The following is a 26,941-nucleotide window of genomic DNA, read 5'->3' as shown; positions in this document are numbered from 1 at the left end:
GACCGCGGAACCGCTCAGGTCAGGCGGGTGTCGCCCGGCGCCGGTTCGCGTACCAGACGAGTCCCGCGGTGGCGGCCGCGGCGCCTATCGCGGCGACCGCGACGAGCGCCGGTCGCGGCGGTACCGAGAAGGCGGGAAGGCGCTGCTTGAGCCGGACCGGACGGTGGAAGTCCAGAATCGGCCACCCGCGCCCGAGGGCCTCGCGGCGCAGGGCCCGGTCCGGGTTCACGGCATGGGGATGGCCGACGGACTCCAGCATCGGCACGTCGGTCGCCGAGTCGCTGTAGGCGTAGCAACGGCTGAGGTCGTACCCCTCTGACTCGGCCAGCTCTCTGATGGCCTCGGCCTTGGTGGGGCCGTACGCGTAGTACTCCACCTCGCCGGTGAAGCAGCCGTCGTCGCCCACGACCATGCGGGTGGCCACCACGCGGTCCGCGCCGAGCAGTTCGCCGATCGGCTCGACCACCTCCGCCCCCGACGTGGACACGATGACCACGTCGCGGCCGGCGGTGTGGTGCTCCTCGATGAGGGAGGCGGCCTCGTCGTAGATGATCGGGTCGATCAGGTCGTGCAGGGTCTCGGCGACGATCTCCTTGACCTGCTGCACGTTCCAGCCGCGGCACAGCGCGGACAGGTACGCGCGCATGCGCTCCATCTGCTCGTGGTCGGCACCGCCGGCCAGGAAGACGAACTGGGCATATGCGGTGCGCAAGACAGCCCTGCGGTTGATCAGACCGCCTTGGTAGAACGACTTGCTGAAGGTGAGCGTGCTTGACTTCGCAATGACCGTCTTGTCCAGGTCGAAGAACGCCGCTGTGCGGGGCAAGGAGTGGTTTTCCACGCCCTTGAGCATAGGGGCAGCCCATTCGGCGTAAGGTGGGGCGCGTGGGTTTGCCTGAGAGGCCTCTCGGGTACACCATGGAAGTCACGGATCGTTCGCGACCGTGCTAACCCGGCCCGACTCCTCCCCCCCCGAGTCGGCCGTGGGGACGACCCCCGCTCTCCCCCCCGGCGGGGGTCGTCGCATGTCCGGGTGGCTTTTTCTCCTTCCTTATGCGGCCTGTGCGCCGCTGTCGGGCGGCTTCGGCCGCCTTTCGTCACGCCCATGAGCCGTCACGTTGCGTAGTTGCCGGACTGCTCTCTGGATGTAGCGCAGAGGATCTGCGGGGGTCACCGGTATGGGTGACGGCGATATCCACAACCCCCGGGACGTCCACAGTTATTCACCAAGATCCACACGATTTCCGGGTTCGCTGCACCGTGATTCCAGCGCGTCCCGCTCGCGGCGAGTTCCTGGCCGTTCCGATTGCCGGGGGCGCTTGGCCGGTTTCTGTCGGCCGTTCATAGGGAGACCGCTTGTCGGTTCTTCCCACGTTTGGGAATCGCGTGGCCGCAGGGGCCGCGCGAGCAGCGAAGGGGATGGAGACCGTGGCCGGAACCGTCACACACGATCCGCCGCCCGCCGGAAGCCGGCAGGGCGGACCGCTGATCGTCACCGAGGACACCGGGCTCCTCGACGACCTGCTGCGCCTGTGCGCGGCGGCGGGCGCCACACCCGAGGTGCATCACGGGGTGCCCGAGCGCAGAGGCAGCTGGGAGGCCGCGCCGCTCGTCCTGGTCGGCGACGACGCCGCGCAGCGGGTACGCGGAGCCCCGCGCAGAAGGGGCGTCGTCCTCGTCGGCCGGGACCAGGACGACTCCGGGGTGTGGCGACGGGCCGTCGAGATCGGCGCCGAGCACGTCCTGATGCTGCCCGACGGCGAGCAGTGGCTGGTCGACCGGATCGCCGATGTGGCCGAGGGCGTCGGCCGGCCCGCCCTCACCGTGGGCGTCATCGGCGGCCGGGGCGGGGCCGGAGCGTCCACGCTCGCCTGCGCCCTCGCGGTCACCTCCGCGCGTGAGGGGCTGCGCACCCTCCTCGTGGACGCCGATCCGCTGGGTGGCGGACTCGACGTACTCCTCGGCGGTGAGACGGCCGCAGGGCTGCGCTGGCCCGCGTTCGCCTCCTCCCGCGGGCGGGTCGGCGGGGGCGCCCTGGAGGAGTCGCTGCCCGAGCTGCACTCGCTGCGGGTGCTCAGCTGGGACCGCGGCGACCGGATCGCCGTCCCGCCCCACGCCGTGCGCGCTGTGCTGGCGGCGGCCCGGCGCCGAGGCGGCACGGTCGTGGTCGACCTGCCGCGCCGCATCGACGACGGGGCCGCCGAGGTGCTGGCCCAGCTGGACATGGGCGTGCTGGTCGTCCCCGCCGAGCTGCGGGCCGTCGCAGCCGCCGGGCGGGTGGCGTCCGCGGTCGGCATGGTCCTGCGGGATCTGCGGCTGGCGGTCCGCGGGCCGTACGCGCCGGGGCTCGACGACCGGGAGGTGGCCCGGCTGCTCGGACTGCCCCTGGCCGGCGAGGTGCCGGTCGAGCCGGGCCTCCTGCGCCCCGACCAGGGCATGGCACCACCGGGTGCCGCCTCGCGCGGGCCGCTCGCCCGGTTCTGCCAGGAGTTCTGGGAGCGGGCGCTCGTCGAGGCGGGTGCCGGATGAGCACCCTGGCCGGACTCGAAGGCGCGGAGCTGCTCGACGGGGTGCGGCGGTGGCTGGCCGAGAGCGGGGCGGAGCCGACCCCCGCGCGCGTGGCGCAGGCCCTGCGGGAGCAGGGGCGGGTGCTCGGGGACGCCGAAGTCCTGGGAGCCGCCGCGAGGTTGCGGTCCGAGCTGGTTGGCAGCGGGCCGCTGGAGCCGCTGCTCGCCGATCCGTCGGTGACGGACGTGCTGGTGTCCGCTCCGGACCGGGTCTGGGTGGACCGGGGCGGCGGGCTGGAGCTGACGCCGGTGACTTTCGCGGACGCCGCGGCCGTACGGCGGCTGGCTCAGCGACTCGCCGCCGTGGCCGGGCGCCGGCTGGACGACGCCCGGCCATGGGTCGACGCCCGGCTGCCCGACGGGACCCGGCTGCACGCGGTGCTGCCACCGGTGGCCGTGGGCTGCGCCTGCCTGTCACTGCGGGTCGTACGGCCGCGCGCCTTCACGCTCGGCGAGCTGGTCGCGGCGGGCACGGTGCCGCCGGGCGGGGACCGCGTGCTGCGCGCCCTGCTCGACGCCCGGCTGTCCTTCCTCGTCAGCGGCGGCACGGGCAGTGGCAAGACGACGCTGCTGAGTGCCCTGCTGGGCTTGGTGGGGCCCGACGAGCGGATCGTCCTCGCCGAGGACTCGGCGGAACTGCGGCCGGACCATCCGCACGTCGTGCGGCTGGAGAGCAGACCCGCCAACCAGGAGGGCGCGGGCCTGGTCACCCTTGAGGACCTGGTGCGCCAGGCGCTGCGGATGCGGCCCGACCGGCTGGTCGTGGGCGAGGTACGCGGGCCCGAAGTGGTGCATCTGCTGGCCGCGTTGAACACCGGCCACGAGGGCGGCTGCGGAACCGTGCACGCCAACGCCGCCGCCGACGTACCTGCCCGGCTGGAGGCGCTCGGCACGGCAGCCGGACTCGACCGGGCCGCGTTGCACAGCCAGGTGGCGGCCGCCCTCTCCGTGGTGCTGCACCTGGTACGCGACCGGGCCGGGCGGCGGCGGATCGCCGAGGTGCACGTGCTGGAGCGGGAGCCGTCGGGACTGGTGCGGACGGTGCCGGCGCTGCGGTGGGGAGCGGAGGCGTTCGTGCGGGAGCGGGGGTGGGAGCGGCTGCGGGGGTTGCTTCGGGGCGAGAGGAGCGCGGCCGCGCCGGGGCAGTGCGGCTGGGCGCCGGTCGACGGGGTGGGCCGTGGCGGGGACTTGGAGGGCCAAGTGGTGACGCGGCCGGAAAGGGGCGAAGGATGACGGGGGCGGCTGGGATGTCCATGGGAACGGCCGTGGCGTGCATGGGAGCGGCGGTCTGGCTGCTGGGCGAGCGGGACTCGGTGGCACGGCGCGCGCGGTTGCTGCTCGCGGGCGGCGGATCCGTCGGGAGCGATCCACCCGGGTGGCGGCGGATGGTCGGTGCCTTGCGCCGCGTGCGTGGGCGGTTGCGGGCGGAGTGGTGGTCGCCGGCGGCCGGGCTGGTGCTGGCGGTGCTCGGGGCGTCGGTGCTGCCGGTCGTCCTGGGGGTGGCCGGCGTGCCGTTGCTGCGGAAGGCCCGGCTGTCCGGTCTGGCGCGCCGGGACCGGGAGCGCCGGGCCGACGAGGCGATCGCGTTGTGCGCGGCGCTCGCCGGGGAGGTGCGGGCCGGGCGCCAGCCGGGTGAAGCACTGCTGCGGGCCGCGCGGGACTGCGGTGGACTCGCGGAGGCGCAGGCCACGGTACTGGCGGCGGCGCGGTTCGGCGGCGACGTGCCGGAAGCGCTCGCGACGACGGCAGCACGGCAACCGGGTGCCGCGGGGCTGCGCGGACTCGCCGCGTGCTGGCGGGTGGCCGTGGACCAGGGCGCGGGGCTCGCGGCCGGACTCGACCGGCTGGCGGCTGCTCTTCGCGCCGAACGGGATCAACGGTCCGATCTGCGTGCCCAGTTGGCGGGCGCCCGGGCCACGGCGGTGATGCTCGCCGGACTGCCTGCCCTGGGGCTGCTCATCGGCACCGCTCTCGGCGCCGATCCCCTCCATGTCCTGCTGCACACCACTGCGGGGCTGGGCTGTCTGGCGGCCGGCGGTGTGCTGGAGGGCTTGGGGCTGTGGTGGGTGGCGCGCATCGTGCGGGGCGCGGAGGCGGCGGGGTGAGAGGGGAACGGGGCGCGGAGGTGGCGGGTGAACGGAGCTGGGGAGTGGAGGCCGTGACATGAGCGAGGAGCGGAGTGCGGAGGCGGTGACATGAGCGGGGAAGTCGTCCACAGGCTGGGGATGACCATGGCGATGGTGCTCGCCCTCGGGTGGTGGGGGCGGTGGCTGGTCGAGGCGCGACACCGTCGCAGGATGCGGCGGCGGCTGACCGGGCTGGCGGTCGTGGAAGTGACCGCACCTGGCCCTCGCCTCGCCTTACGCGGGGTGGCGCGGAGATGGCCGGCCCCCGTGGGCGTGGCGTGTGCCGGGTGGGCGCTGGTCGGCGGCTTCGCCGGTGCCGTCGTGGGACTGGCCGGTGCGGTGGGGATGTGGCGGTGGCGACTGCGGCAGGAGGCGAGGGCCGGCACGGACCAGCACGCACCCGACCTCGCCGAGGCGGCACGGCAACTGCCCCTCGCCGCCGATCTGCTGGCGGCCTGCATCGCGGCGGGCGCCGGCCCGGTGATCGCGGCGCAGGCGGTGGGTGAGGCATTGGGCGGCCCTGTGGGTGATGCCCTGGCCCGTGGCGCGGCGGAGGTACGGCTGGGCGGCGAACCGGGCGCTGCGTGGCGGAGGTTGGCCGCCGTCCCGGGCGCCGGAAATCTGGCCCGGCTGCTCGAGCGGGCCGACGTGTCCGGACTTCCCGCCGCCGCGCCGGTCGCACAGCTCGCCGCGGAGGCCCGGGCCGACTGGGGCCGCGCCGCGACGGTCAGGGCCCGGCGGGCGGGCGTGCTGGTCAGCGCGCCGGTCGGGCTGTGCTTCCTGCCCGCGTTCATCGCGATCGGGGTGCTGCCCGTGGTGATCGGGCTTGCGGGCGGGGTGCTCGGAGGGGGTGGTGGATGACGCGGACGCCGGCCGGGAGCAAGTGAGCGACAACCAACAGAAGTTCGGACTCTTTCCCACGGGGGTTGAGATGTATCAGGCGGTACGGGCACGGCTGCGTGCCCTGATGTGCGGGGTGCGTGCGGCGCGGAGGGACGCGGGGATGGTCACCTCCGAGTACGCGATGGGGATCGTGGCAGCGGTGGCGTTCGCGGTGGTGCTCTACAAGGTCATCACGAGCGGCACGGTCAGCGCGGAGCTGCAGGGCATCGTGAAGGAAGCCCTCAATGCGCGGATGTGAGCGGGGCGGGGACCGGGGGTTCGTGACGGCGGAGTCGGCCGTGGTGCTGCCCGTGCTGGTCATGTTCGCCATGGCGCTGGTGTGGGGGCTGCTGGTCGTGGCCGCGCAGATCCAGTGCGTGGACGCGGCGCGGACGGGTGCCCGTGCGGCGGCCCGCCAGGACCCGCCCGACGCGGTCGTGCGACTGACCCGGGAGGCGGCGCCGCCCGGTGCGAAGATCACCGTCAGCCGCGGGGCGGAGCATGTCCGGGTGGTCGTCGTTGCCGAGCCGCCGGTGCTGCGCGGTCTGTCCTTCGCCGTGCGCGAGGAGGCCGTGGCGTCGGTGGAGGAGGCGGTGGGCACATGAGGTGCCGGGGGCGCGTCCTCGCGGACCGGGGGTCCGCCACCGTCTGGAGCGTCGGGGCGATCGCCGTCCTGTGCGTGGTGTTCGGCGTCGTCCTGGCGCTGGGACAGGCGGTCGTGATCCGGCACCGTGCGGCGGGCGGCGCCGACCTCGCGGCCCTCGCGGCGGCGGACCACTGGTCCGAGGGCGGTACGGCGGCCTGTGCCCGGGCCGCCCGGGTGGCCCGAGCACAGGGTGTGCGGCTCGTGCGGTGCGAGGTCGCCGGGGAGATCTCGGACGTGACGGCGGCCTCGGGACGGGGGCCGTTCACGGCGGAGGTCAGGGCCCGGGCGGGGCCTCCGGCGGCTCCGCCGGTGCTCCCGTCGGCGGAGATCAAGGTCCGGGCGGATCCTCCCGGCCGGCCACCGGGTCCCCCGTGGGCTGCCCCACCGCTTCCTTCTCCTCCGGCGCCCCCTCCAGCAGCACCGTGAGCAGCCGCACCGCCCCCCTCTTGTGCAGCGGGTCGTTGCCGTTGCCGCACTTGGGGGACTGGATGCAGGACGGGCAGCCGGCCTCGCACTCGCAGGAGGCGATGGCCTGCCGGGTGGCGGTCAGCCAGGCGCGGGCGGTGTGGAAGGCGCGCTCCGCGAAGCCCGCGCCGCCGGGATGGCCGTCGTAGACGAAGACGGTGGGCAGGAGCGTGTCGGGGTGGAGCGGGATCGACACGCCGCCGATGTCCCAGCGGTCGCAGGTCGCGAAGAGGGGCAGCAGGCCGATCGACGCATGCTCGGCGGCGTGCAGCGAGCCGCCGAGGATCTCCGGGTTGATCCGGGCGCGGTCCAGCTGGTCCTCGGTGACGGTCCACCACACGGCCCGGGTGCGCAGCGTACGAGGAGGAAGGTCGAGCTTCGTCTCGCCCAGGACCTCACCTGTCATGAGCCGACGACGCAGGAAGGAGACGACCTGGTTGGTGACCTCGACGGAGCCGTAGCACAGGCGGCCGTCGCCCCAGGGGACCTCGACGTCGGTCTCCAGGACGGAGATCGACGTGGTGTCGCGGGCGACCGTGGAGTAGGGCGGGGCGGCCTCCTCGACGAGGGCGACGGAGTCCTCCAGATCCAGGGAACGCACCAGGTACGTGCGGCCCTGGTGGAGGTGGACCGCCCCCTCGTGCACCGTCGAGTGCGCGGCGCCCGCGTCGACCGTGCCGAGCAGCCGGCCCGTGCCCGACTCGACGACCTGGACCGGGCGGCCGCCCTCACCGCGGATGTCGGTCAGATCGGCGGCGCGCTCGCGGCGGGTCCAGTGCCAGGCCTTGGTACGGCGGCGCAGCAGCTTCGCGGCCTCCAGCTGGGGCAGCAGGCTTTCGCTGGCCGGGCCGAACAGGTCGAGATCCTCGTCCGTCAGGGGCAGCTCCGCGGCGGCCGCGCACAGGTGCGGGGCGAGCACGTAGGGGTTGTCCGGATCGAGGACCGTGGACTCGACGGGCTGGTCGAACAGGGCCTCCGGGTGGTGCACGAGGAAGGTGTCCAGGGGATCGTCACGGGCGACCAGGACGGCCAGGGCCCCCTGCCCGGACCGTCCGGCCCGGCCCGCCTGCTGCCAGAGGGAGGCGCGTGTGCCCGGGTAGCCCGCGATGACGACGGCGTCCAGGCCGGAGATGTCGATGCCGAGTTCGAGGGCGTTCGTCGCGGCGAGGCCCAGGAGTTCACCCGAATGGATGGCACGCTCGAGGGCGCGGCGTTCCTCCGGGAGATAACCGCCCCGGTACGCCGCGACACGCCCGGCCAGCGACCGGTCGACCTCGGCCAGCCGCTCCTGGGAGATGACGGCGATCAGCTCGGCGCCGCGCCGGGACCGTACGAAGGCGACCGAGCGGACGCCCTGCACGGTGAGGTCGGTCAGCAGGTCGGCGGCCTCGGCGGTGGCCGTGCGGCGGACGGGGGCGCCTTTCTCCCCGTGCAGCTCGGTCAGCGGCGGCTCCCAGAGGGCGAACACCAGTTCACCGCGCGGTGAGGCGTCGTCGGCGACCTCGACGACCGGCAGGCCGGTGAGGCGGCGGGCGGCCACCGCGGGTTCGGCGGCGGTCGCGGAGGCCAGCAGGAACACAGGAGAGGCGCCGTAGCGGGCGCACAGGCGGCGCAGCCGGCGCAGCACCTGGGCGACGTGCGAGCCGAAGACGCCCCGGTAGGTGTGGCACTCGTCGATGACGACGTACCTCAGCGACTTCAGGAAGGAGGACCAGCGGGGGTGGGAGGGCAGGATGCCGCGGTGCAGCATGTCCGGGTTGGTCAGCACGTAGTTGGCGTACTGGCGGATCCACTCGCGTTCCTCGAACGGAGTATCGCCGTCGTACACGGCGGCTCGAACAGAATTGCCCAGCGGATGTGAAAGTTCCTTCACGGAGCGGCACTGATCCGCCGCAAGGGCCTTGGTGGGAGCCAGGTAGAGGGTGGTCGCGCCGCGGCCGTTCGGGGCTTCGGCACCCTCCAGAAGGGTGGACAGGACCGGCACGAGGTACGCCAGGGACTTGCCGGAGGCGGTGCCGGTGGCGACGACGACCGACTCGCCGTCGAGGGCATGCTCGGCCGCGCGGGCCTGGTGGGCCCAGGGGTGTCGGATGCCCGCGGTCTGCACGGCGGCGACGACCTCCGCGCGGATCCGGTCCGGCCAGACGGCATGCCGACCCTCACGCGGGGGCAAGTGCTCCGTATGAGTAATGCGCGAAGCCCTGCTCGGACCGGACGTGAGCCGGCCCAGGACCGCGCCCGGCGCGGGCCGGGAGGCGGGGTCTGTCGGGGTCCGATCGGATCGGTGTTTCTTGGCCATCGGCACCGAGTGTGTCACTGGCGTGACGGACAATGGAGCCAAGGCGTCGTGCACGCCTGCCGGTAAGTGATTGAATGCCATCGCGGCTGGCGAAGCGTCCAAGGGCTGAAGCCGAGATGCCCCAAGGGCGACCGCTCGATAGCTAGGTGCTGGAGGATCCGTGGACCTGTCCCTGTCGACCGAGACCATGGGCGATCGCACGATCGTCAGGGTCGGTGGCGAAATCGACGTATATACCGCGCCCAAGCTGCGCGAGCAGTTGGTCGAGCTGGTGAACGACGGCAGTTTCCACCTTGTCGTCGACATGGAGGGCGTGGACTTCCTCGACTCCACCGGGCTCGGCGTACTGGTCGGCGGCCTGAAGCGCGTGCGTGCCCATGAGGGCTCCCTGCGCCTGGTCTGCAACCAGGAGCGCATTCTGAAGATCTTCCGTATCACCGGCCTCACCAAGGTGTTCCCGATTCACACCTCGGTCGAGGAAGCGGTTGCGGCCACCGACTGACACCGGTCCCGGGCCCCGTGCCCAGGCCGGCCGACGTTCGGCTGAAGTGAAGACCGAGGGGGCCCGGGCTTACGGCGGCCCGGAGCCCCTCGACCGCACGCCCGAAGTTGCGAGGGGGATGCATGGCCACCGTTGAGCTCCGTTTCAGCGCGCTGCCCGAGCACGTCAGGACCGCCCGGCTGGTGGCGGCAGCGGTGGCGCGCAGGGCCGGAGTGGACGAGGCCGTCCTCGACGAGGTCAGGCTCGCCGTCGGCGAGGCGTGCAGTAGGGCCGTCGGACTGCACCAGATCGGCGGGATCTCGGCACCGGTGAAGGTGCTGCTGATCGAGGAGGAGAAACAGTTCTCCATCGAGGTCGGCGACGAGGCCCCGCACGCAGTACCCGGCGACCGTGCGTCCGGAGCCGGCCCCGGTGACCCCGACGGTGAGGCCGAGGAGGACGAGATGGGCCTCGCGGTCATCAGCGGACTCGTCGACGACGTCGAGGTCAGCGCGGGAGAGCACGGCGGATCGATCAAGATGACCTGGCCGACCACGCCACCGCCGACGATCCTGGTCTGAACCGGCCACCACGCACACCGTTCTTCCGAAGGGCCCCACCCGTGGGGCCCTTCGTCATGTGCGGGTGTCAGTGATCGCATTTACAGTGGTTCCTGTGCTGTTCATCGCGTGAATTCGTTCACGATCGTTCGCGCGCTCCACGGCCGTCCCAGAATGCTTTCAGGGCATTACCCCAGAAGGCCAATTCCGTTTATCGCGCTCTGTTTTGATCAGGTTCCGGTACCTACAATCCCGTCCACATCTTGAGCTCAGCCCAAGCGTCAAGGAGGACGAATGGCGGGGCTTTCCTTCTCACCACAGTCGGGCCATCCCACAGACCTCGCAGCCGCCGTACTGACCGATGGCAACCGCGTCCTCGTCGTGGTCATCGGGGTCGTCGCACTGGCGGCACTGGTGCTCGCGGGAGTCCTGGTGCGCCAGGTACTCGCGGCCGGCGAGGGCACCGACAGCATGAAGAAGATCGCGGTGGCGATCCAGGAAGGCGCGAACGCCTATCTGGCACGCCAGCTGCGCACACTCGGCGTATTCGCCGTGGTCGTGTTCTTCCTGCTCATGCTGCTGCCCGCGGACGACTGGAGTCAGCGTGCCGGACGTTCGGTGTTCTTTCTGATCGGAGCGGCGTTCTCGGCGGCCACCGGCTATATCGGCATGTGGCTCGCCGTCCGCAGTAATGTGCGCGTCGCCGCGGCGGCGCGTGAAGCCACCCCGGCGGAAGGCGAGCCGGAAAAGGATCTGACCACCGTCTCGCACAGGGCGATGAAGATCGCATTTCGCACGGGCGGCGTGGTCGGCATGTTCACGGTGGGCCTCGGCCTGCTCGGCGCCTCCTGCGTGGTGCTGGTGTACGCGGCCGACGCGCCGAAGGTGCTCGAGGGCTTCGGCCTCGGGGCCGCGCTGATCGCGATGTTCATGCGGGTCGGCGGCGGCATCTTCACCAAGGCCGCCGACGTCGGCGCCGACCTGGTCGGCAAGGTCGAACAGGGCATTCCGGAGGACGACCCGCGCAATGCCGCGACCATCGCCGACAACGTGGGCGACAACGTCGGCGACTGCGCGGGCATGGCGGCCGACCTCTTCGAGTCGTACGCCGTGACTCTGGTGGCCGCGCTGATCCTCGGCTCGGCGGCGTTCGGCGACGCCGGACTCGGCTTCCCGCTGCTGGTGCCGGCGATCGGCGTGATCACGGCGATGATCGGCATCTTCGCGGTGGCGCCGAGGCGCGCCGACCGCAGCGGAATGAGCGCCATCAACCGCGGGTTCTTCATCTCCGCGGTGATCTCGCTCGTGCTGGTGGCGGTGGCCGTGTTCGTCTACCTGCCCGGGAAGTACTCCGAGCTGGACGGTGTTACCGATGCCGCGATCCAGGGCAAGGACGGCGATCCGCGGGTCCTCGCGCTCGTCGCCGTGGCCATCGGCATCGTGCTGGCCGCCCTGATCCAGCAGTTGACCGGATACTTCACCGAGACCACCCGCCGGCCTGTCAGGGACATCGGCAAGACCTCGCTCACCGGCCCGGCCACCGTCGTCCTCGCCGGAATCTCCGTCGGTCTCGAATCAGCCGTCTACACGGCCCTGTTGATCGGCCTGGGTGTGTACGGGGCGTTCCTGCTCGGCGGTACGTCGATCATGCTGGCGCTGTTCGCGGTGGCGCTGGCCGGCACCGGCCTGCTCACCACGGTCGGCGTGATCGTCGCGATGGACACCTTCGGGCCGGTGTCCGACAACGCGCAGGGCATCGCCGAGATGTCCGGTGACGTCCAGGGCGCGGGCGCACAGGTACTGACCGACCTGGACGCGGTCGGCAACACCACCAAGGCGATCACCAAGGGCATCGCGATCGCCACGGCCGTGCTCGCCGCGGCGGCGCTGTTCGGGTCGTACCGCGACGCGATCATCACCGGGGCGCGGGACGTGGGCGAGCGGCTCAGCGGCGAGGGCGCGCCGATGAGCCTGATGATGGACATCTCACAGCCCAACAACCTCGTCGGTCTCATCGCGGGCGCGGCGGTCGTCTTCCTCTTCTCGGGGCTGGCGATCAACGCCGTGTCGCGGTCGGCGGGTTCCGTGGTCTTCGAGGTGCGGCGGCAGTTCCGCGAGAAGCCCGGGATCATGGACTACAGCGAGAAACCGGAGTACGGCAAGGTCGTCGACATCTGCACCAAGGACGCCCTGCGTGAGCTCGCCACTCCCGGTCTGCTGGCCGTGATGGCGCCCGTCTTCATCGGGTTCACGCTCGGCGTCGGCCCGCTCGGCGCGTTCCTGGCGGGCGCGATCGGGGCGGGCACGCTGATGGCGGTGTTCCTCGCCAACTCCGGTGGCGCCTGGGACAACGCCAAGAAGCTCGTCGAGGACGGCCACCACGGCGGCAAGGGCAGCGAGGCCCACGCGGCGACCGTGATCGGAGACACGGTCGGCGACCCCTTCAAGGACACCGCCGGCCCCGCGATCAACCCGCTGCTGAAGGTCATGAACCTGGTGTCCCTGCTCATCGCGCCCGCGGTGATCCAGTTCTCCTACGGCCCGGACAAGAGCATCGGGGTGCGGATCCTGATCGCGGCCCTGGCGTTCGTCGTGATCGCCGGGGCGGTGTACGTGTCGAAGCGGCGCGGGATCGCCATGGGTGACGAAGACAACGCCGAACCCGAGCCCAAGTCGGCCGATCGGGCGGTGGTTTCGTAGGGAGGTTCCCGGAAGTCCAGCTCAAGCTGAGGGCGGGCGGCGCGCGTTGACGCGTCGCCCGCCCGCGCTGTGTGGGTACACGATCACGCGTGAGCCTTCTCTCGCTTGGTGCAAAAGGTTACAAAACGGTCTTAATAGGGGTTCGGCGTGCGGTTGCCGTGCATCCGGCGTGTATGTTCCGGGGCCGAGAGCCATGGAAGGGACCAAACCGGTGAACAAGAAGCTCGCGGCCGCACTGTCCGGCGGTGCGGTACTGGTACTGGCGCTGTCGGGCTGCGGCGGCGACGAGAACGAGAAGCTGGACTCCTGGGCGAAGCAGGTCTGCGACGCCGTACAGCCGCAGGCCAAGAAGATCGAGTCGGCGAATGCCGCGATCCAGAAGGAGACCTCGGACAACAGCACGCCTCAGGACGTCCAGAAGACCGACGCCCAGGCCTTCCAGGACATGTCCGACGCCTACAAGGCGATCGGGAGTGCCGTGAACAAGGCCGGGGCGCCGGACGTCGAGAACGGTGAGAAGAAGCAGCAGGACGCGGTCAAGGAGCTCAACTCGATCTCCGCGTCGTACGCCTCGCTGAAGAAGCAGGTCGACGGGCTCGACACCAAGGACCAGGGCAAGTTCGCCGACGGCCTCAAGGACATCGCCACCGAGCTGGACAAGCTGAGCCAGAGCGGGAACAACGCCCTCAGGAACCTGGAGGAGGGCGAGGTCGGACAGGCGATGGCCCGCCAGTCCAGCTGCAAGGCGGCCACGGCGTCGGCGGGAGCCACGCAGAGCTGAGCGGCTGCGGCTGCGCACGGAGCGGCTTGACACGAGGAGCGGCTCGACCTGGGAGCGGCAGTGACTGCCGAGCCGAGAGTGACTGCTGTGCCGAGTCGCAGAGGCGTGGAAACGATGCCCGGCACGGGCACGTGCGCTACTGCCGCCGGCGGCCACAATGGGGGCGTGAGTAACGCCAGCCAGTCACCCCTGCCCTCGCTGCCCGCCCCCGACCGCCCCGAGGTCGCCGCCCGGCTCCGGGACGCCCTGCTCGCGGCCTCCTTCACCGCGGACGGACTGCTCGAACTGCTCGGCGCCCCCGCGTACGCGGCGCTCGCCCGGAGCGAGATCGTGCCCGCGCTCCGGGCGACCCGCGGGGACACGCCGCTGGAGATGCTCGTCCGGCTGTTCCTGCTCCAGCAGCCCGTGCCGCACGCGCGCATGGCGGACGTCCTGCCCGTCGACGCCTGCCTGGAGAGCGGTTGGCTGGCCCACGCCGGGGACGGTGAGCTGGCCGCCACGGTGGACGTACGGCCCTACGGCGGGCCCGGCGGCGAGGACTGGTTCATCGTGTCGGACCTGGGCTGCGCGGTCGGCGGCGCCGGCGGGATCGGCCGGCGTGACGAAGGGGTCGTCCTGGGCGTCGGCGGTGCCTCCACGACTCTCGCCGGCATCACCGTCCGCGCGCCCGTCGCCACGGCGCTCGACCTCGGCGCCGGCTCCGGCATCCAGGCGCTGCACGCCGCGCAGCACGCCACGCGTGTGACGGCCACCGACCTCAACCCGCGCGCCCTGCACGTCACCGCCCTCACGCTGGCGCTGTCCGGCGCCCCGGCCGCCGATCTGCGCGAGGGCTCGCTCTTCGCGCCGGTCCGGGACGACGAGACGTACGACCTGATCGTCTCCAATCCGCCGTTCGTGATCTCGCCCGGTGCCCGGCTCACCTACCGCGACGGCGGCATGGGCGGGGACGATCTGTGCCGCACGCTCGTTCAGGAGGCGGGGAAGCGGCTGAACGAAGGCGGGTTCGCGCAGTTCCTCGCCAACTGGCAGCACGTCGAAGGGGAGGACTGGCAGGACAGGCTCAGGTCGTGGGTGCCCCGCGGCTGCGACGCGTGGATCGTGCAGCGCGAGGTGCAGGACGTGAATCAGTACGCCGAACTGTGGCTGCGGGACGCCGGCGACCACCAGGGCGACATGGCGGAGTACCAGGCGCGGTACGACGCGTGGCTCGACGAGTTCGAGGCGCGCAAGGTGCGGGCCGTCGGCTTCGGCTGGATCACCCTGCGCAGGACGGGCGCCGCCGTGCCCTCCGTGACGGTCGAGGAATGGCCGCATCCGGTCGAGCAGCCGCTCGGGGACACCATCCGGAACCACTTCGACCGCCTCGACCATCTCCGCGACCACGATGACGCCGCCCTGCTCGAAGGGCGCTTCCGGCTCGCCGCCGAGGTCGTGCAGGAGCAGGTCGGGCTGCCCGGCGCGGAGGACCCCGAGCATGTCGTGCTGCGGCAGAACCGTGGCATGCGCCGGGCCACCCGGGTGGACACGGTCGGCGCGGGCTTCGCGGGCGTGTGCGACGGCTCGATGAGCGCCGGCGTCATCCTGGACGCCATCGCCCAGCTGGTCGGCGAGGACCCGGTGCTGCTCCGCGACCGCACACCGGCGCAGATCCGGCTGCTCGTCGAGCAGGGGTTCCTGGAGCCGGTCCGCTGACGGACCCGGGGGGGAAGTCCGTCAGGGAGCTTGCCCGAACCCGTCGAGGTGGCTCGCCAACAAATTCGAGTCGATTTGAACACCTCGTCCGAGACGGGTCGTGCGGGCCGGACCTCCTTGATCCACTGCCCTGCCGCTCCGGCGTTCACCTCGGGTTCGCCTGCCCGCCGCCCAGGCGTGTCAGCCTCCCCGGTCAGGGCTGGGCGGACCGGAGAAAAGGGGCACGGCGCACCATGGAGAGGGAACCGGCGATCTTCGCGGGAGCGGTGTTCTCCCTGTTCGGAGGCGGGCTCCTGGCCTGGACCGTGACGCGCCTGCGTCATCACCTGCCCATCGCCCACGGTGTGAGGCCCCTCGCGTCGGCGACCCTCGCGAGCGTCGTCGCGGTGCTCGCCCTGGCGGCAGGAACCTGGTGCTTCACCCGCCTCTGAGGCCGGGCCCGGCGAGGCGCCCGAGGTAACCGCGAGGTCGCACTCCGCCTACGGGCCGGGCCTGCTCCTGGCACTCCGGGCGGCAGGAATGGTGGTAGTCGGGTTACCGTTCGAGTGGCCGTTGCGGGCTTTTCCCGTTTGACACGGGGGCGGGATGTACCGTCACACTCCGCAGCGTCACCACGACCCAGCCCCGGTGTGCGACTCCGGGGAGGCCCCAGCGTCGACCGGAGAGAAGAGCGAAGTTGTCCCCGACCAGCGAGACCGCGAAGGGCGGCCGCCGACTCGTCATCGTCGAGTCGCCTGCCAAGGCGAAGACGATCAAGGGCTATCTCGGGCCCGGATACACCGTCGAGGCGAGCGTCGGGCACATCCGCGACCTTCCCAACGGCGCCGCCGAGGTGCCGGAGAAGTACACCGGCGAGGTCCGCCGCCTCGGTGTGGACGTCGAACACGACTTCCAGCCGATCTATGTGGTCAACGCCGATAAGAAGGCACAGGTCAAGAAGCTCAAGGACCTGCTGAAGGAGTCCGACGAGCTCTTCCTCGCCACCGATGAGGACCGCGAGGGCGAGGCCATCGCCTGGCACCTGCAGGAGGTGCTCAAGCCCAAGGTCCCGGTCAAGCGGATGGTCTTCCACGAGATCACCAAGGCCGCGATCCAGGCCGCCGTCGCCAACCCGCGCGAGCTGAACCAGAAGCTGGTCGACGCCCAGGAGACCCGCCGCATCCTCGACCGTCTCTACGGTTACGAGGTCTCGCCGGTCCTGTGGAAGAAGGTCATGCCGCGGCTGTCCGCGGGCCGTGTCCAGTCGGTCGCCACCCGGCTCGTCGTGGAGCGGGAACGCGAGCGCATCGCCTTTCGTTCGGCTGAGTACTGGGACCTGACGGGCACCTTCGCGACCGGCCGCGCGGGAGACCAGTCGGACCCGTCGTCGCTGGTCGCGCGCCTGCAGACCGTCGACGGCAGGCGGGTCGCGCAGGGCCGTGACTTCGACTCCCTGGGGCAACCGAAGAGCGCGAACACCCTCCACCTCGACGAGGCGAACGCCCGCGCCCTGGCCGCCGCCCTGGAGCAGACGCGGTTCGCCGTCCGTTCCGTCGAGTCCAAGCCGTACCGCCGCTCGCCGTACGCCCCGTTCCGGACGACGACGCTGCAGCAGGAGGCCAGCCGCAAGCTCGGCTTCGGCGCGAAGTCGACCATGCAGGTCGCGCAGAAGCTGTACGAGAACGGCTACATCACGTACATGCGTACGGACTCCACGACCCTGAGCGACACGGCGGTCGCAGCCGCCCGCGCGCAGGTCACACAGCTGTACGGCGCCGACTACCTGCCGCCGCAGCCGAGGACGTACGCCGGGAAGGTCAAGAACGCGCAGGAGGCGCACGAGGCGATCCGCCCCTCGGGTGACCGTTTCCGCACTCCCGCCGAGACCGGACTGACCGGCGACCAGTTCAAGCTCTACGAGCTGATCTGGAAGCGGACAGTCGCCTCCCAGATGAAGGACGCGACCGGCAACAGCGTCACGGTGAAGATCGGCGGCGCGGCGGCCGACGGCCGGGACGTCGAGTTCAGCGCGTCCGGCAAGACGATCACCTTCCACGGCTTCCTGAAGGCCTACGTCGAGGGTGCCGACGACCCGAACGCCGAGCTCGACGACCGCGAGCGCCGGCTGCCCCAGGTCTCCGAGGGCGACGCCCTGAGCGCCCAGGAGATCACGGTCGACGGGCACGCCACCAAGCCCCCGGCCCGCTACACCGAGGCCTCCCTGGTCAAGGAGCTCGAGGAGCGCGAGATCGGCCGCCCGTCGACGTACGCGTCGATCATCGGCACGATCCTCGACCGCGGCTACGTGTTCAAGAAGGGCACGGCCCTGGTGCCGTCCTTCCTGTCCTTCGCCGTGGTCAACCTCCTGGAGAAGCACTTCGGGCGGCTCGTCGACTACGGCTTCACCGCCAAGATGGAGGACGACCTCGACCGCATCGCCCGCGGTGAGGCGCAGTCCGTGCCGTGGCTGAAGCGGTTCTACTTCGGCGAGGGCACCGTCAGCGGCGTCGCCGCCGACGCCGGCAACGGCGACGGGGACCACCTCGGCGGTTTGAAGGAACTGGTGACGGACCTGGGCGCGATCGACGCGCGCGAGGTGTCGTCGTTCCCCGTGGGCAACGACATCGTGCTGCGGGTCGGCCGTTACGGGCCGTACATCGAGCGCGGCGAGAAGGACACCGAGCAGCACCAGCGCGCCGACATCCCGGACGACCTGGCACCGGACGAGCTGACCGTCGACCTGGCGGAGGAACTGCTCGCCAAGCCGAGCGGCGACTACGAGCTGGGCACGGACCCGGCCACCGGCCACACGATCGTCGCGAAGGACGGCCGCTACGGCCCGTACGTGACGGAGGTCCTCCCCGAGGGCACCCCGAAGACGGGCAAGAACGCGGTCAAGCCGCGGACGGCGTCCCTGTTCAAGACGATGTCGCTGGACACGGTGACCCTCGACGACGCCCTGAAGCTGATGTCGCTGCCCCGGGTCGTCGGCACCGACGCCGAGGGCCAGGAGATCACCGCGCAGAACGGCCGCTACGGCCCGTACCTGAAGAAGGGCACGGACTCGCGTTCGCTGCAGGCCGAGGAGCAGCTCTTCACGATCACGCTGGAGGAGGCGCTGGCGATCTACGCCCAGCCCAAGCAGCGTGGCCGGGCCGCGGCCAAGCCGCCGCTGAAGGAACTGGGCACCGACCCGGTGAGCGAGAAGCCGGTCGTGGTCAAGGACGGCCGGTTCGGGCCGTACGTCACCGACGGGGAGACCAACGCGACCCTGCGCTCCGGCGACAGCGTCGAGACGATCACCCCGGAGCGCGGGTTCGAGCTGCTCGCCGAGAAGCGCGCGAAGACACCAGCGAAGAAGACCGCGAAGAAGGCGGCCAAGAAGGCCCCGGCGAAGAAGACGACGACCGCGAAGAAGACGACGGCGAAGAAGACGACGACCGCGAAGAAGACGACGGCGAAGAAGACCACCACCGCGAAGAAGACGGCCGCCACGACGGCGACCGCTGCGAAGCCGGCGGAGGACTGAGACTGTTCAGGACAGGTGAAGACCTGTTGAAGGCCTGATGGGGATCTGTCGAGGGCCCGTTGAGGACCCGGGCCGCCAAGGTCCGGATCTTCGCCCCGGGTTCGGAATGCGAACGCCCCGGCAACACTTCGGTGTCGGGGCGTGCGCATGCCAGGCCGGGCGCCCCGGGGTGTCGGTGGCTCCCGATAGGCTGAATGCATGACGCGAGCCGACCAACCGACGGCCCCTCAGCCGGCCCCTGACGACGCCCTGGTCACGGACTCCCGCGAGCGCGCCGTCCGCGCCCTGTTGCGACGTCCCCAGCTGAAGCGGTTGTGGAGCGCCCAGCTCGTGGGTGGCGTGGGGGACACCCTCGCCCTTCTCGTGCTGGTTCTCCTCGCTCTCCAGGCGGCTGTCGCCGAGGGCTCGTTCGGAGGCGGCTACCGGGGCGTGGCGTTCGCAGTGGCGACCGTTTTCGGGGTACGCATCCTCGCGACGCTGCTGTTCGGAGCCGTTCTCCTCGGCCCGCTCACCGCGCTCACCTCGCAGGACGGCCCGCTCGACCGCCGCTGGACCATGGTCGGCGCGGACGGCCTGCGCGCGGCGCTGCTCATCGTCGCGCCCCTGTGGATCGACTGGACGCCCGAGGACGCCCTGGCCGTCCTTCTTGTCACGGCCTTCGTGACCGGTGTCGCCGAGCGGTTCTGGACGGTGTGCCGGGAGAGCGCGGCTCCCGCGCTGCTGCCCGCCCCGCCCCCGGAGGGCGCCACGGTCCGGCCACTGCCCGACCACATGGACGCCCTGCGCCGCCTGTCGCTGCGCACCGGCTTCGTGGCGATCCCCCTCGCGGCCGTCGCGCTCGTCGTCGCGTCCCTCTTCAACAACCTGCTGGGCGCCGGCATCGACTGGTTCGGCCAGCACCAGGCGGCACTCGCCTCCTACCTCGCGGCCGGGCTGTTCGCCGCGTCTCTGTCCGTGCTGACCTTCCTGGAGCTGCCCGGCACGCGCACCCCGCGCGCGCGGTCGCCGCTCGAGGGACTGCGCCGTCCGAAGACCACCGCCGGCGCCGACAAGGGCCGCACCGGTGCGATGCCGCTGCTGGTATCGGCCTGCGCGGCCGTCGCCGCGGCGGTCTCGGCCGGTGTCTCCGTGGCCGTGCTGCACGCCAAGGACCTGGGCGGCGGCCCGGTGCTGTACGGGCTGTTCGTGGCCGCGCTGACCGGCGGCGTCGTCATCGGCATCCGTACGGCGCCCGCCCTGCTGCCCGCCCTGTCGCGCCGTCGGCTGCTCGCGCTGACGATCGCCTTCACCGGTGTCGCGCTGCTGGCCGCCGGGCTGGTCCCCGATGTCACCACCGTGCTGCTGATCCTCGCGCTGACCGGCGTCGGCGCGGGCATGTCCGCCAACATCGGGCACATCCTGCTCGACCAGGAGACCGAGGAGTACCGGCGGTCCCGGACGACCGAGCACCTGCACGCCGTCGTGCGGGTCTGCGTGGCGCTCGGCGCAGTGATCGCCCCGCTGGTGGCGGCGGCGATCGGGCCGCACCGGCTGGAGAGCGGCAGGTTCGTCTTCGCGCACGGCGGCGCGGCCTTCACGCTGATGCTGGCCGGCGCCCTGCTGCTGCCCGTCGCCGCGCTGGTGCTGGCCAAGGTCGACGACCGTTCCGGTGTGCCGCTGCGGCAGGACCTGAAGGACGCGCTGCGCGGCGGCGACGACCCGGACCAGAGGTTCGCGGCCTCCGGCTTCTTCATCGCCCTGGAGGGCGGAGACGGGGCCGGTAAGTCCACGCAGGCCGAGGCGCTCGCCGAGTGGATCCGCGCCAAGGGCCACGAGGTCGTGCTGACGCGCGAGCCGGGGGCGACACCGGTGGGCAAGCGGCTGCGGTCGATCCTGCTGGACGTGTCGAGCGCGGGCCTGTCCAACCGCGCGGAGGCGCTGCTGTACGCGGCCGACCGGGCCGAGCACATCGACACCGTCGTACGGCCCGCCCTGGAGCGCGGCGCGGTCGTCATCTCCGACCGCTACATCGACTCCTCCGTGGCCTACCAGGGAGCGGGCCGCGATCTGTCGCCGACCGAGATCGCCCGCATCAACCGCTGGGCGACGAACGGCCTCGTGCCGCACCTGACCGTCCTGCTGGACGTCGCGCCGGAGACCGCGCGCGAGCGGTTCACCGAGGCGCCGGACCGGCTGGAGTCGGAGCCCGCCGAGTTCCACGCGCGGGTGCGGGCCGGTTTCCTCACCCTGGCCGCGGCCGACGCCGGGCGGTACCTGGTGGTGGACGCGGGCCAGGAGCCCGAGGCCGTCACGACTGTCATCCGGCACCGGCTCGACCGGGTGCTGCCGCTGTCCGAGGCCGAGATCAAGGCCCGCGAGGAGGCCCGGAAGAAGGCTGAGGAGGAGGCCCGCCGCAAGGCAGAGGAGGAGGCCGCTCGCAAGGCCGAGGAGGAGCGCCTGGAGCGCGAGCGCCAGGAGCAGCTGGCCAAGCTGCGCGCCGAGGAGGAGGAGCGCAAGCGCCGCGAGCTGGAGGAGGCGCAGCGCCGCGAGGCCGAGCGGCAGGCGGAGGAGGCCCGCCGCCGGGCTGAGGAAGCGCGGAAGAAGGCCGAGGAGGAGCGGGCGCGGCTCCTCGCGGAGGAGAAGGCCCGGGCCGAGGAGGAGGCCCGCCGCAAGGCAGAGGAGGAGCGGCGCCGCGAGCAGGCCGAGGAGGAGGCACGGCTGCGTGCCGAGGCCGAGGCGCTCCGCCTGGAGAAGCAGCGCAAGGCCGAGCAGGCCCTGTTGCGGGCCGAGGAGGCGCGGCGCCTCGCGGAGGCGGCGGCCGCCGCTGCCGAGGCCGGCCACAGGAGCTCTGCCCCGCAGGGCGCCGCCGGTCGGACGGCTGCTCAGGAGGCGGCGACCGTCCCCACCCCCGTGGTGACGCCGGGCGGCTCGGCGGACGACACGACCGTGCTGCGCCCGGTGCGGGACGAGCGTGCCGACGACGAGGCCGCGCGCCGGGCTTCCGGCGGGCCCGACGGTTCCGACTCCGAGGTGACGGCCGAGCTGCCGATGCCGCCGGTTCCGCCGGCTGCGGGGGAGGAGACGGAGGCACGGCCGCCGGTCCGCCCCAGGCCCGAGGCCGGATCCGGGTCCGGGTCCGGGGACGAGACCGCGGTGCTGCCCCAGGTGCCCTCCGGGGCGGGTGACGAGACGGCCGTGCTGCCTCCGGTCCGGCCAGCAGACGCCGAGGAGACAGCCGTACTGCCGCCCGTACGTGGCGACGAAGCGGCGGACCGGGTGCCGCCCCGGTATTTCCGGGAGGACGCCCCGGCTCCCCGGCCCGACGGGACCGAGGACCGTACGCGGGAGCTGCCCCAGGTCGACGCCGAGGGGGCGCCGCGGCGCCGCCGGTCCGACTGGGCCGAGGAGACACCGTTGGACGACCTGCCGTCCCTGGCGGACGAACTGCTCGGACCGCACGAGGACGAGCCGGACGAGGGCGGGGGACGCCGGGGAAGGGGCGGCCGGGGCCGGTGACGCCCTGGACGCGCCGACGGACCGGAGGCCGGGGCGGACGCGAAGGTGCGGGCCGGCGCGGTGTCCCTGGGCCGGTCATCAGCCCGAGGGCGCGGTGTCCCGGACCGGCCACCAGCCTCAGTCGGCGCGGAGTCCGGTAGGCGAGGAGGGCGCGGCAGACTCGGGAAGCGACGACACGGTCGGGAAGCGACGACAGGCCCGGGGAACCACGACATGGCCGCGGAGCGACGACCGGGCCGGGAAGCGCCAGAGCCCGACGATGATCCCCGGGCCGAGGCGGTCCCCGGGGGGCGATGATCCCCGGGCCGTGACGGTGCCCGGGCCGTGATGGCCCCGGGCTTAGCTGCTCCCCGGGCGGCGGCCGGCGGCCCGGCTCCGTGAGGAGCCCCCGTCGGCGCATGAGACCCGCCGCTGCCCTGCCGGGCCGGCGCCGACGGGGCGATGTCAGTGGTCGCCCCCACAATGGAGCTCGCAACGCGCAACGTGACGGAAGGGCGGCGTGACCCATGACCGTGTGGGACGACCTCGTCGGGCAGGAGAGGGTGAGCGAGCAGCTGGACGCTGCCGCTAGGGACGCCGATGCCCTGGTCACCGCGGCCGCCGCCGACGCCCCGCCGCCCGAGGCGTCGAAGATGACGCACGCGTGGCTGTTCACGGGCCCGCCCGGGGCCGGGCGGAACCAGGCGGCACGGGCCTTCGCGGCGGCGCTGCAGTGCGTCAGCCCCGACCGCGCGCTCGGCGGCTCCCCCGGCTGCGGCTTCTGCGACGGCTGCCACACGGCACTGGTGGGGACGCACGCCGACGTCACCACGGTCGCCGCGGTCGGCACCCAGATCCTCGCCGACGACATGCGCGACACCGTCCGCAAGTCGTTCACCTCGCCGGCGAACGGCCGCTGGCAGATCATCCTCGTCGAGGACGCCGAGCGGCTGAACGAGAAGTCGGCCAACGCCGTCCTCAAGGCCGTGGAGGAGCCCGCCCCCCGCACGGTCTGGCTGCTGTGCGCCCCCTCCATCGAGGACGTCCTGCCGACCATCCGCTCCCGCTGCCGCCACCTGAACCTGAGCACGCCGTCGGTCTACGCCGTCGCCGACATGCTCGTCCGCCGCGAGGGCATCGAGCCGGAAGTCGCCGCGGCGGCGGCCCGCGCGACCCAGGGCCATGTCGACCGGGCGCGCCGCCTCGCCACCGACCCGGCCGCGCGTGCGCGCCGTGCCGCCGTGCTGAAACTGCCGTTGCGAGTCGAGGAGATCGGCAGCGCGCTCAAGGCGGCCCAAGAGCTGGTCGACGCGGCCGCCGAGGACGCCAAGCAGCTCGCGGAGGAGACGGACGCCAAGGAGACCGAAGAGCTGAAGGCCGCCCTCGGCGCGGCCCAGGGCGGCCGTATGCCGCGTGGCACCGCGGGTGTGATGAAGGACCTGGAGGACAAGCAGAAGCGCCGCAGGACGCGCACGCAGCGTGACAGCCTCGACCTCGCCCTGACCGATCTCACGGCCTTCTACCGCGACGTCCTGGCCCTCCAGCTCGGCTCGCGCGTGGCCATCGCCAACGCGGACGCCGAGGACGCCCTGGAACGCCTCGCTCGCGGCAGTTCCCCGGAGTCCACCCTCCGCCGTATCGAGGCGATCGCCGCCTGCCGCGACGCCCTCGACCGCAATGTGGCGCCGCTGCTCGCGGTGGAGGCGATGACGATGGCGCTCAGAGCGGGCTGACAGCGGGCTGAGGAAAGGCCCGGCGCCGCACACCGGGCAGTCGCGAGGTTGACGGCGTCACTCGTACGAGGCACGACACGCACTCAGAGCACCCAACTGGTTGCCCAGAGTTACGCTCGATGGATGGACTCAAGGCGCACCCCACGCACCGCCTCCGCCGCTCGCTCCGGTGGCGGCCACCGCCGGACCCGTGACCGGGCCAGGACCGCGGCCGGCCTCCTCGCCACGGCCGCGCTGCTCGTCTCCGGCTGCTCCTCCGGGAGTTCGACGACGTCCGCCGCCTCCGCGGCGGACGCGGCGGCGCTGGTCGCGCTGCCACGGTCCACCCCCGCCGCGCTCTCCTCGTACTACGGGCAGAAGCCGGCCTGGCGCCGCTGCGGTGTCCCCGGCTTCGAGTGCGCCACCCTGAAGGCACCCCTCGACTACGCCGAGCCGTCCGCGGGCGACGTCCGGCTCGCCGTCGCCCGCAAGAAGGCCACCGGCCCGGGCGAGCGGCTGGGCTCGCTGCTCGTGAACCCGGGCGGACCGGGCGGCTCGGCGATCGGCTATGTGCAGTCGTACGCGGGCATCGGCTACCCGGCCGAGGTGCGCGCCCGTTACGACATGGTGGCGGTCGACCCACGCGGTGTCGCCCGCAGCGAACCCGTCGAATGCCTGGACGGGCCGGAGATGGACACCTACACGCAGACGGACACCACGCCCGACGACGACAAGGAGACGGACGGTCTGGTCGCGGCGTACCGGACGTTCGCCGAGGGCTGCGGCGCGGACGCGCCCCGGCTGCTGCGCCATGTGTCCACCGTCGAGGCGGCCCGGGACATGGACATCGTTCGGGCGGCGCTCGGTGACAAGAAGCTGAACTTCGTCGGGGCCTCCTACGGGACCTTCCTCGGGGCGACCTACGCCGGACTCTTCCCGGAGCGGGCGGGCCGGCTGGTGCTGGACGGCGCGATGGACCCGTCACTGCCGGCGCGGCGGCTGAACCTCGAACAGACGGCGGGCTTCGAGACGGCGTTCCGGTCGTTCGCGCGGGACTGCGTACGCCGGTCCGACTGCCCGCTGGGCGGCGCCGGCACCGGGCCCGAGCAGGTCGGTGAAAACCTCAAGGCCTTCTTCCGGAAGCTGGACACCCGACCCGTCCCCACCGGTGGTGCCGACGGCCGCAGGCTCACCGAGTCGCTCGCCACGACCGGCGTCATGGCGGCCATGTACGACGAGGGCGCCTGGGAGCAGCTGCGCGAGGCGCTGACGTCCGCGATGAAGGAGAACGACGGTTCCGGACTCCTCGTCCTGTCCGACAGCTACTACGAGCGGGACGCCGACGGCGCCTACAGCAACCTGATGTTCGCCAACGCGGCGGTGAACTGCCTGGACCTGCCGGCCGCCTTCGACACCCCCGATGAGGTGCGCAGGGCACTGCCCGAGTTCGAGAAGGCGTCCCCGGTGTTCGGAGAGGGCCTCGCGTGGGCCGCCCTGAACTGCGCGTACTGGCCCGTGCGGGCCACGGGTGAGCCGCACCGCATCGAGGCGAAGGGCGCGGCCCCCATCGTCGTGGTCGGCACCACCCGGGACCCCGCCACCCCGTACCGCTGGGCCCGGGCCCTGGCCGGCCAGCTGTCCTCGGCCCGCCTCCTCACCTACGAGGGCGACGGCCACACGGCCTACGGCCGCGGCAGCTCCTGCGTCGACCGGACGATCAACGCCTACCTGTTGCGCGGCACCCCGCCCAAGGACGGAAAACGCTGCTCATAGTCCCTGCTCCGGGCCCCGGAGGCGCTGCCTCCGGGGCTGGTACGGAGCACCCTCGGAAACTGTGTAGACTTACCGTCGTTGCTGATCGCACCATGGTGCGGACAGCGCGCCGCCTTAGCTCAGATGGCCAGAGCAACGCACTCGTAATGCGTAGGTCTCGGGTTCGAATCCCGAAGGCGGCTCCGGCAAAGGCCAGGTCACATAGCTCGTGACCTGGCCTTTTGTGTTGCTCGGGGCATGACGCGTCACGCGGTCGTGATGCCGCGAGGTGGCTTGCGTGAGCGATGCGTGAGCGGAGCGGTCAGGCCCCCTACTTCTTGGGCTTCTTCCGCTTGCCCTTCCTCTTGGCCCTTTGGCCCTGGCCTCGGCTTTCGCCTTGTCCTTGGCCTTCTTGGCGGCCTTACGGGCCTCCTCCGCCGCGGTCTTCCGCTGAAGCGGAACCAGCTTGGCGGTGGCCTCGGCCGCGTTCTTGCCGACCTGCGGCAGGACGCTCTGGGAGATGTCCCGCGTGATCCGGGTGTGGCTGTGCCTGAGCGTGTCCGACACGATCTTCACGTCGATGCCGGCGGCGAGCATGAGCGTGACCGCGCCGTGGCGGAGGTCGTGCATCCGGATCGGCGGGAGCCCGGAGGCGGCGACGAGGCGTTCGAAGAGGTCGGTGACCTTGCCGGGATGGAGCCAGGAGCCGTCTTCCTGGGTGAAGACCATGCCGGTGTCCACCCAGGCTGATCCCCACTCCTCGCGGCCGGCGTCCTGCTGTTCGCGGTGGCGCTTCAGGACGTTGACGGTGTCGTCGTCGAGCGCGACCACGCGGAAGCCGCTGTCCGTCTTGGGCTCGGAGGTCTCGACCTCCCACCCGTCCTGGACGAGCTGGGCGGAGACGGTCAGGGAGTGGTCATCGAGGTTGGTCTCCGACCAGGGCTGACCGCATGCCTCGCCCCGCCGCAGGCCGCGGAAGGCGATCAGGTGCCACATCGCGTACAGCCGGTCCTCCGCGATGAAGTCGAGGAACGCGCCAGTCTGTTCGGGCGTCCAGACCATCACGGGCGAGAGTTTCTCGCCCGTCTGCTCCCACTTGGCGACCCGCGCGTCCGTCCACACCAAAGCCTTCGGCTTGCGTACGGGATCGAGTTCGACGTGGGCCGCGGGGTTCAAGGTGAGGATCTGCTGGCCGATCGCGTCGTTCAATGCAGCCCGCAGCGTGGCCTTGATACGCAGCCGGGTGGCCGGGCCGGTCACACGCCGGAACGGCCGTGGCGACGGGGCCAGGGC

At 72.2% G+C, this 26,941-nt stretch carries 19 protein-coding genes, 1 tRNA gene and 1 pseudogene; 18 read left to right on the top strand and 3 right to left on the bottom strand.

The window, feature by feature from the left end:
• Positions 1 to 19: 19 nt before the first annotated feature.
• Positions 20 to 853, bottom strand: coding sequence for an HAD family hydrolase (locus ACWD1U_RS24120; protein ID WP_451110403.1), 834 nt, complete (start codon positions 851 to 853; stop codon positions 20 to 22).
• 566 nt (positions 854 to 1,419) lie between these two features.
• Here ACWD1U_RS24120 and ssd point away from each other — a divergent pair.
• The 7 genes from ssd (at position 1,420) to ACWD1U_RS24085 (ending at position 6,647) form a co-directional block, all read left to right on the top strand.
• Entirely contained in the window at positions 1,420 to 2,529 is a 1,110-nt protein-coding gene (gene ssd / locus ACWD1U_RS24115; RefSeq protein ID WP_451110401.1) for a septum site-determining protein Ssd, read from the top strand.
• Positions 2,526 to 3,800 (top strand): TadA family conjugal transfer-associated ATPase, encoded by a 1,275-nt coding sequence (locus ACWD1U_RS24110; RefSeq protein ID WP_451110399.1) that lies wholly within the window; start codon positions 2,526 to 2,528, stop codon positions 3,798 to 3,800. Before ssd ends, ACWD1U_RS24110 begins: the two co-directional genes overlap by 4 nt.
• The gene (locus ACWD1U_RS24105; RefSeq protein WP_451110397.1) at positions 3,797 to 4,672 is read left to right on the top strand and encodes a type II secretion system F family protein; all 876 of its coding nucleotides are present in this window, start codon (positions 3,797 to 3,799) and stop codon (positions 4,670 to 4,672) included. The genes ACWD1U_RS24110 and ACWD1U_RS24105 overlap by 4 nt, the downstream gene beginning before the upstream one ends.
• A 90-nt stretch (positions 4,673 to 4,762) precedes the next feature.
• On the top strand, positions 4,763 to 5,554 hold the full coding sequence (locus ACWD1U_RS24100) for a type II secretion system F family protein (protein ID WP_451110395.1): 792 nt from the start codon (positions 4,763 to 4,765) through the stop codon (positions 5,552 to 5,554).
• Between the two features lie 70 nt (positions 5,555 to 5,624).
• On the top strand, positions 5,625 to 5,834 hold the full coding sequence (locus tag ACWD1U_RS24095; protein WP_451110632.1) for a DUF4244 domain-containing protein: 210 nt from the start codon (positions 5,625 to 5,627) through the stop codon (positions 5,832 to 5,834).
• A complete protein-coding gene (locus ACWD1U_RS24090; RefSeq protein WP_451110393.1) occupies positions 5,821 to 6,180 on the top strand; it encodes a TadE family type IV pilus minor pilin in 360 nt (119 codons plus the stop codon). Before ACWD1U_RS24095 ends, ACWD1U_RS24090 begins: the two co-directional genes overlap by 14 nt.
• Entirely contained in the window at positions 6,177 to 6,647 is a 471-nt protein-coding gene (locus ACWD1U_RS24085) for an Rv3654c family TadE-like protein (RefSeq protein WP_451110391.1), read from the top strand. Before ACWD1U_RS24090 ends, ACWD1U_RS24085 begins: the two co-directional genes overlap by 4 nt.
• Here the strand turns inward: ACWD1U_RS24085 and ACWD1U_RS24080 are convergent.
• Positions 6,550 to 9,066, bottom strand: a complete 2,517-nt coding sequence (locus ACWD1U_RS24080) for a DEAD/DEAH box helicase (protein ID WP_451110389.1) — start codon at positions 9,064 to 9,066, stop codon at positions 6,550 to 6,552. The two genes, ACWD1U_RS24085 and ACWD1U_RS24080, sit on opposite strands and share 98 nt — an antisense overlap.
• Before the next feature lie 79 nt (positions 9,067 to 9,145).
• On the opposite strand from ACWD1U_RS24080, the gene bldG reads away from it, so the two are divergent.
• From bldG to ACWD1U_RS24025, 11 genes are all read left to right on the top strand, one after another.
• Positions 9,146 to 9,487: an anti-sigma factor antagonist BldG gene (gene bldG, locus ACWD1U_RS24075; protein WP_003991900.1), complete on the top strand. Its 342-nt coding sequence runs from the start codon at positions 9,146 to 9,148 to the stop codon at positions 9,485 to 9,487.
• A 122-nt stretch (positions 9,488 to 9,609) separates the two neighbouring features.
• On the top strand, positions 9,610 to 10,047 hold the full coding sequence (locus ACWD1U_RS24070) for an ATP-binding protein (RefSeq protein ID WP_451110387.1): 438 nt from the start codon (positions 9,610 to 9,612) through the stop codon (positions 10,045 to 10,047).
• Positions 10,048 to 10,320: 273 nt separating this feature from the next.
• Positions 10,321 to 12,726 carry a sodium-translocating pyrophosphatase gene (locus ACWD1U_RS24065; RefSeq protein WP_451110385.1) on the top strand — a complete coding sequence of 802 codons (2,406 nt, stop codon included), beginning with the start codon at positions 10,321 to 10,323 and terminating at the stop codon, positions 12,724 to 12,726.
• A 193-nt stretch (positions 12,727 to 12,919) separates the two neighbouring features.
• Entirely contained in the window at positions 12,920 to 13,507 is a 588-nt protein-coding gene (locus ACWD1U_RS24060; RefSeq protein ID WP_451110383.1) for a small secreted protein, read from the top strand.
• A 165-nt stretch (positions 13,508 to 13,672) separates the two neighbouring features.
• The gene (locus tag ACWD1U_RS24055; protein ID WP_451110381.1) at positions 13,673 to 15,202 is read left to right on the top strand and encodes a DUF7059 domain-containing protein; all 1,530 of its coding nucleotides are present in this window, start codon (positions 13,673 to 13,675) and stop codon (positions 15,200 to 15,202) included.
• A gap of 233 nt (positions 15,203 to 15,435) precedes the next feature.
• Positions 15,436 to 15,633, top strand: a complete 198-nt coding sequence (locus tag ACWD1U_RS24050) for a hypothetical protein (RefSeq protein ID WP_451110379.1) — start codon at positions 15,436 to 15,438, stop codon at positions 15,631 to 15,633.
• 245 nt (positions 15,634 to 15,878) lie between these two features.
• The gene (gene topA / locus ACWD1U_RS24045) at positions 15,879 to 18,710 is read left to right on the top strand and encodes a type I DNA topoisomerase (RefSeq protein ID WP_451110377.1); all 2,832 of its coding nucleotides are present in this window, start codon (positions 15,879 to 15,881) and stop codon (positions 18,708 to 18,710) included.
• Positions 18,711 to 18,908: 198 nt separating this feature from the next.
• A complete protein-coding gene (gene tmk / locus ACWD1U_RS24040; RefSeq protein WP_451110375.1) occupies positions 18,909 to 22,205 on the top strand; it encodes a dTMP kinase in 3,297 nt (1,098 codons plus the stop codon).
• Positions 22,206 to 22,711: 506 nt separating this feature from the next.
• Positions 22,712 to 23,917 (top strand): DNA polymerase III subunit delta', encoded by a 1,206-nt coding sequence (locus ACWD1U_RS24035; RefSeq protein WP_451110373.1) that lies wholly within the window; start codon positions 22,712 to 22,714, stop codon positions 23,915 to 23,917.
• A 123-nt stretch (positions 23,918 to 24,040) separates the two neighbouring features.
• Positions 24,041 to 25,669 (top strand): alpha/beta hydrolase, encoded by a 1,629-nt coding sequence (locus ACWD1U_RS24030; protein ID WP_451110371.1) that lies wholly within the window; start codon positions 24,041 to 24,043, stop codon positions 25,667 to 25,669.
• Between the two features lie 108 nt (positions 25,670 to 25,777).
• Positions 25,778 to 25,851 (top strand) — tRNA-Thr (locus ACWD1U_RS24025).
• Positions 25,852 to 25,979: 128 nt separating this feature from the next.
• On the opposite strand, the pseudogene ACWD1U_RS24020 reads toward ACWD1U_RS24025, so the two are convergent.
• Positions 25,980 to 26,923, bottom strand: a pseudogene (locus tag ACWD1U_RS24020) (tyrosine-type recombinase/integrase); the annotation flags it as partial.
• Between the last annotated feature and the right edge of the window lie 18 nt (positions 26,924 to 26,941).

The sequence above is a fragment of the Streptomyces sp. NPDC002788 genome, from assembly GCF_053592115.1.
This window is presented reverse-complemented; position numbering and strand designations above follow the sequence as displayed.

Bases quoted from the DNA above. Each gene is read 5' to 3' on its own strand.
- ACWD1U_RS24030 (WP_451110371.1), top strand. From the start codon at position 24,041: ATGGACTCAAGGCGCACCCCACGCACCGCCTCCGCCGCTCGCTCCGGT.
- ACWD1U_RS24085 (WP_451110391.1), top strand. From the start codon at position 6,177: ATGAGGTGCCGGGGGCGCGTCCTCGCGGACCGGGGGTCCGCCACCGTC.
- ACWD1U_RS24065 (WP_451110385.1), top strand. From the start codon at position 10,321: ATGGCGGGGCTTTCCTTCTCACCACAGTCGGGCCATCCCACAGACCTC.
- ACWD1U_RS24095 (WP_451110632.1), top strand. From the start codon at position 5,625: ATGTATCAGGCGGTACGGGCACGGCTGCGTGCCCTGATGTGCGGGGTG.
- ACWD1U_RS24110 (WP_451110399.1), top strand. From the start codon at position 2,526: ATGAGCACCCTGGCCGGACTCGAAGGCGCGGAGCTGCTCGACGGGGTG.
- ssd (WP_451110401.1), top strand. From the start codon at position 1,420: ATGGAGACCGTGGCCGGAACCGTCACACACGATCCGCCGCCCGCCGGA.
- ACWD1U_RS24050 (WP_451110379.1), top strand. From the start codon at position 15,436: ATGGAGAGGGAACCGGCGATCTTCGCGGGAGCGGTGTTCTCCCTGTTC.
- ACWD1U_RS24060 (WP_451110383.1), top strand. From the start codon at position 12,920: ATGGAAGGGACCAAACCGGTGAACAAGAAGCTCGCGGCCGCACTGTCC.
- ACWD1U_RS24090 (WP_451110393.1), top strand. From the start codon at position 5,821: ATGCGCGGATGTGAGCGGGGCGGGGACCGGGGGTTCGTGACGGCGGAG.
- ACWD1U_RS24070 (WP_451110387.1), top strand. From the start codon at position 9,610: ATGGCCACCGTTGAGCTCCGTTTCAGCGCGCTGCCCGAGCACGTCAGG.
- ACWD1U_RS24080 (WP_451110389.1), bottom strand. From the start codon at position 9,066: ATGGCATTCAATCACTTACCGGCAGGCGTGCACGACGCCTTGGCTCCA.
- ACWD1U_RS24035 (WP_451110373.1), top strand. From the start codon at position 22,712: ATGACCGTGTGGGACGACCTCGTCGGGCAGGAGAGGGTGAGCGAGCAG.
- tmk (WP_451110375.1), top strand. From the start codon at position 18,909: ATGACGCGAGCCGACCAACCGACGGCCCCTCAGCCGGCCCCTGACGAC.
- ACWD1U_RS24100 (WP_451110395.1), top strand. From the start codon at position 4,763: ATGAGCGGGGAAGTCGTCCACAGGCTGGGGATGACCATGGCGATGGTG.
- ACWD1U_RS24120 (WP_451110403.1), bottom strand. From the start codon at position 853: ATGCTCAAGGGCGTGGAAAACCACTCCTTGCCCCGCACAGCGGCGTTC.
- ACWD1U_RS24105 (WP_451110397.1), top strand. From the start codon at position 3,797: ATGACGGGGGCGGCTGGGATGTCCATGGGAACGGCCGTGGCGTGCATG.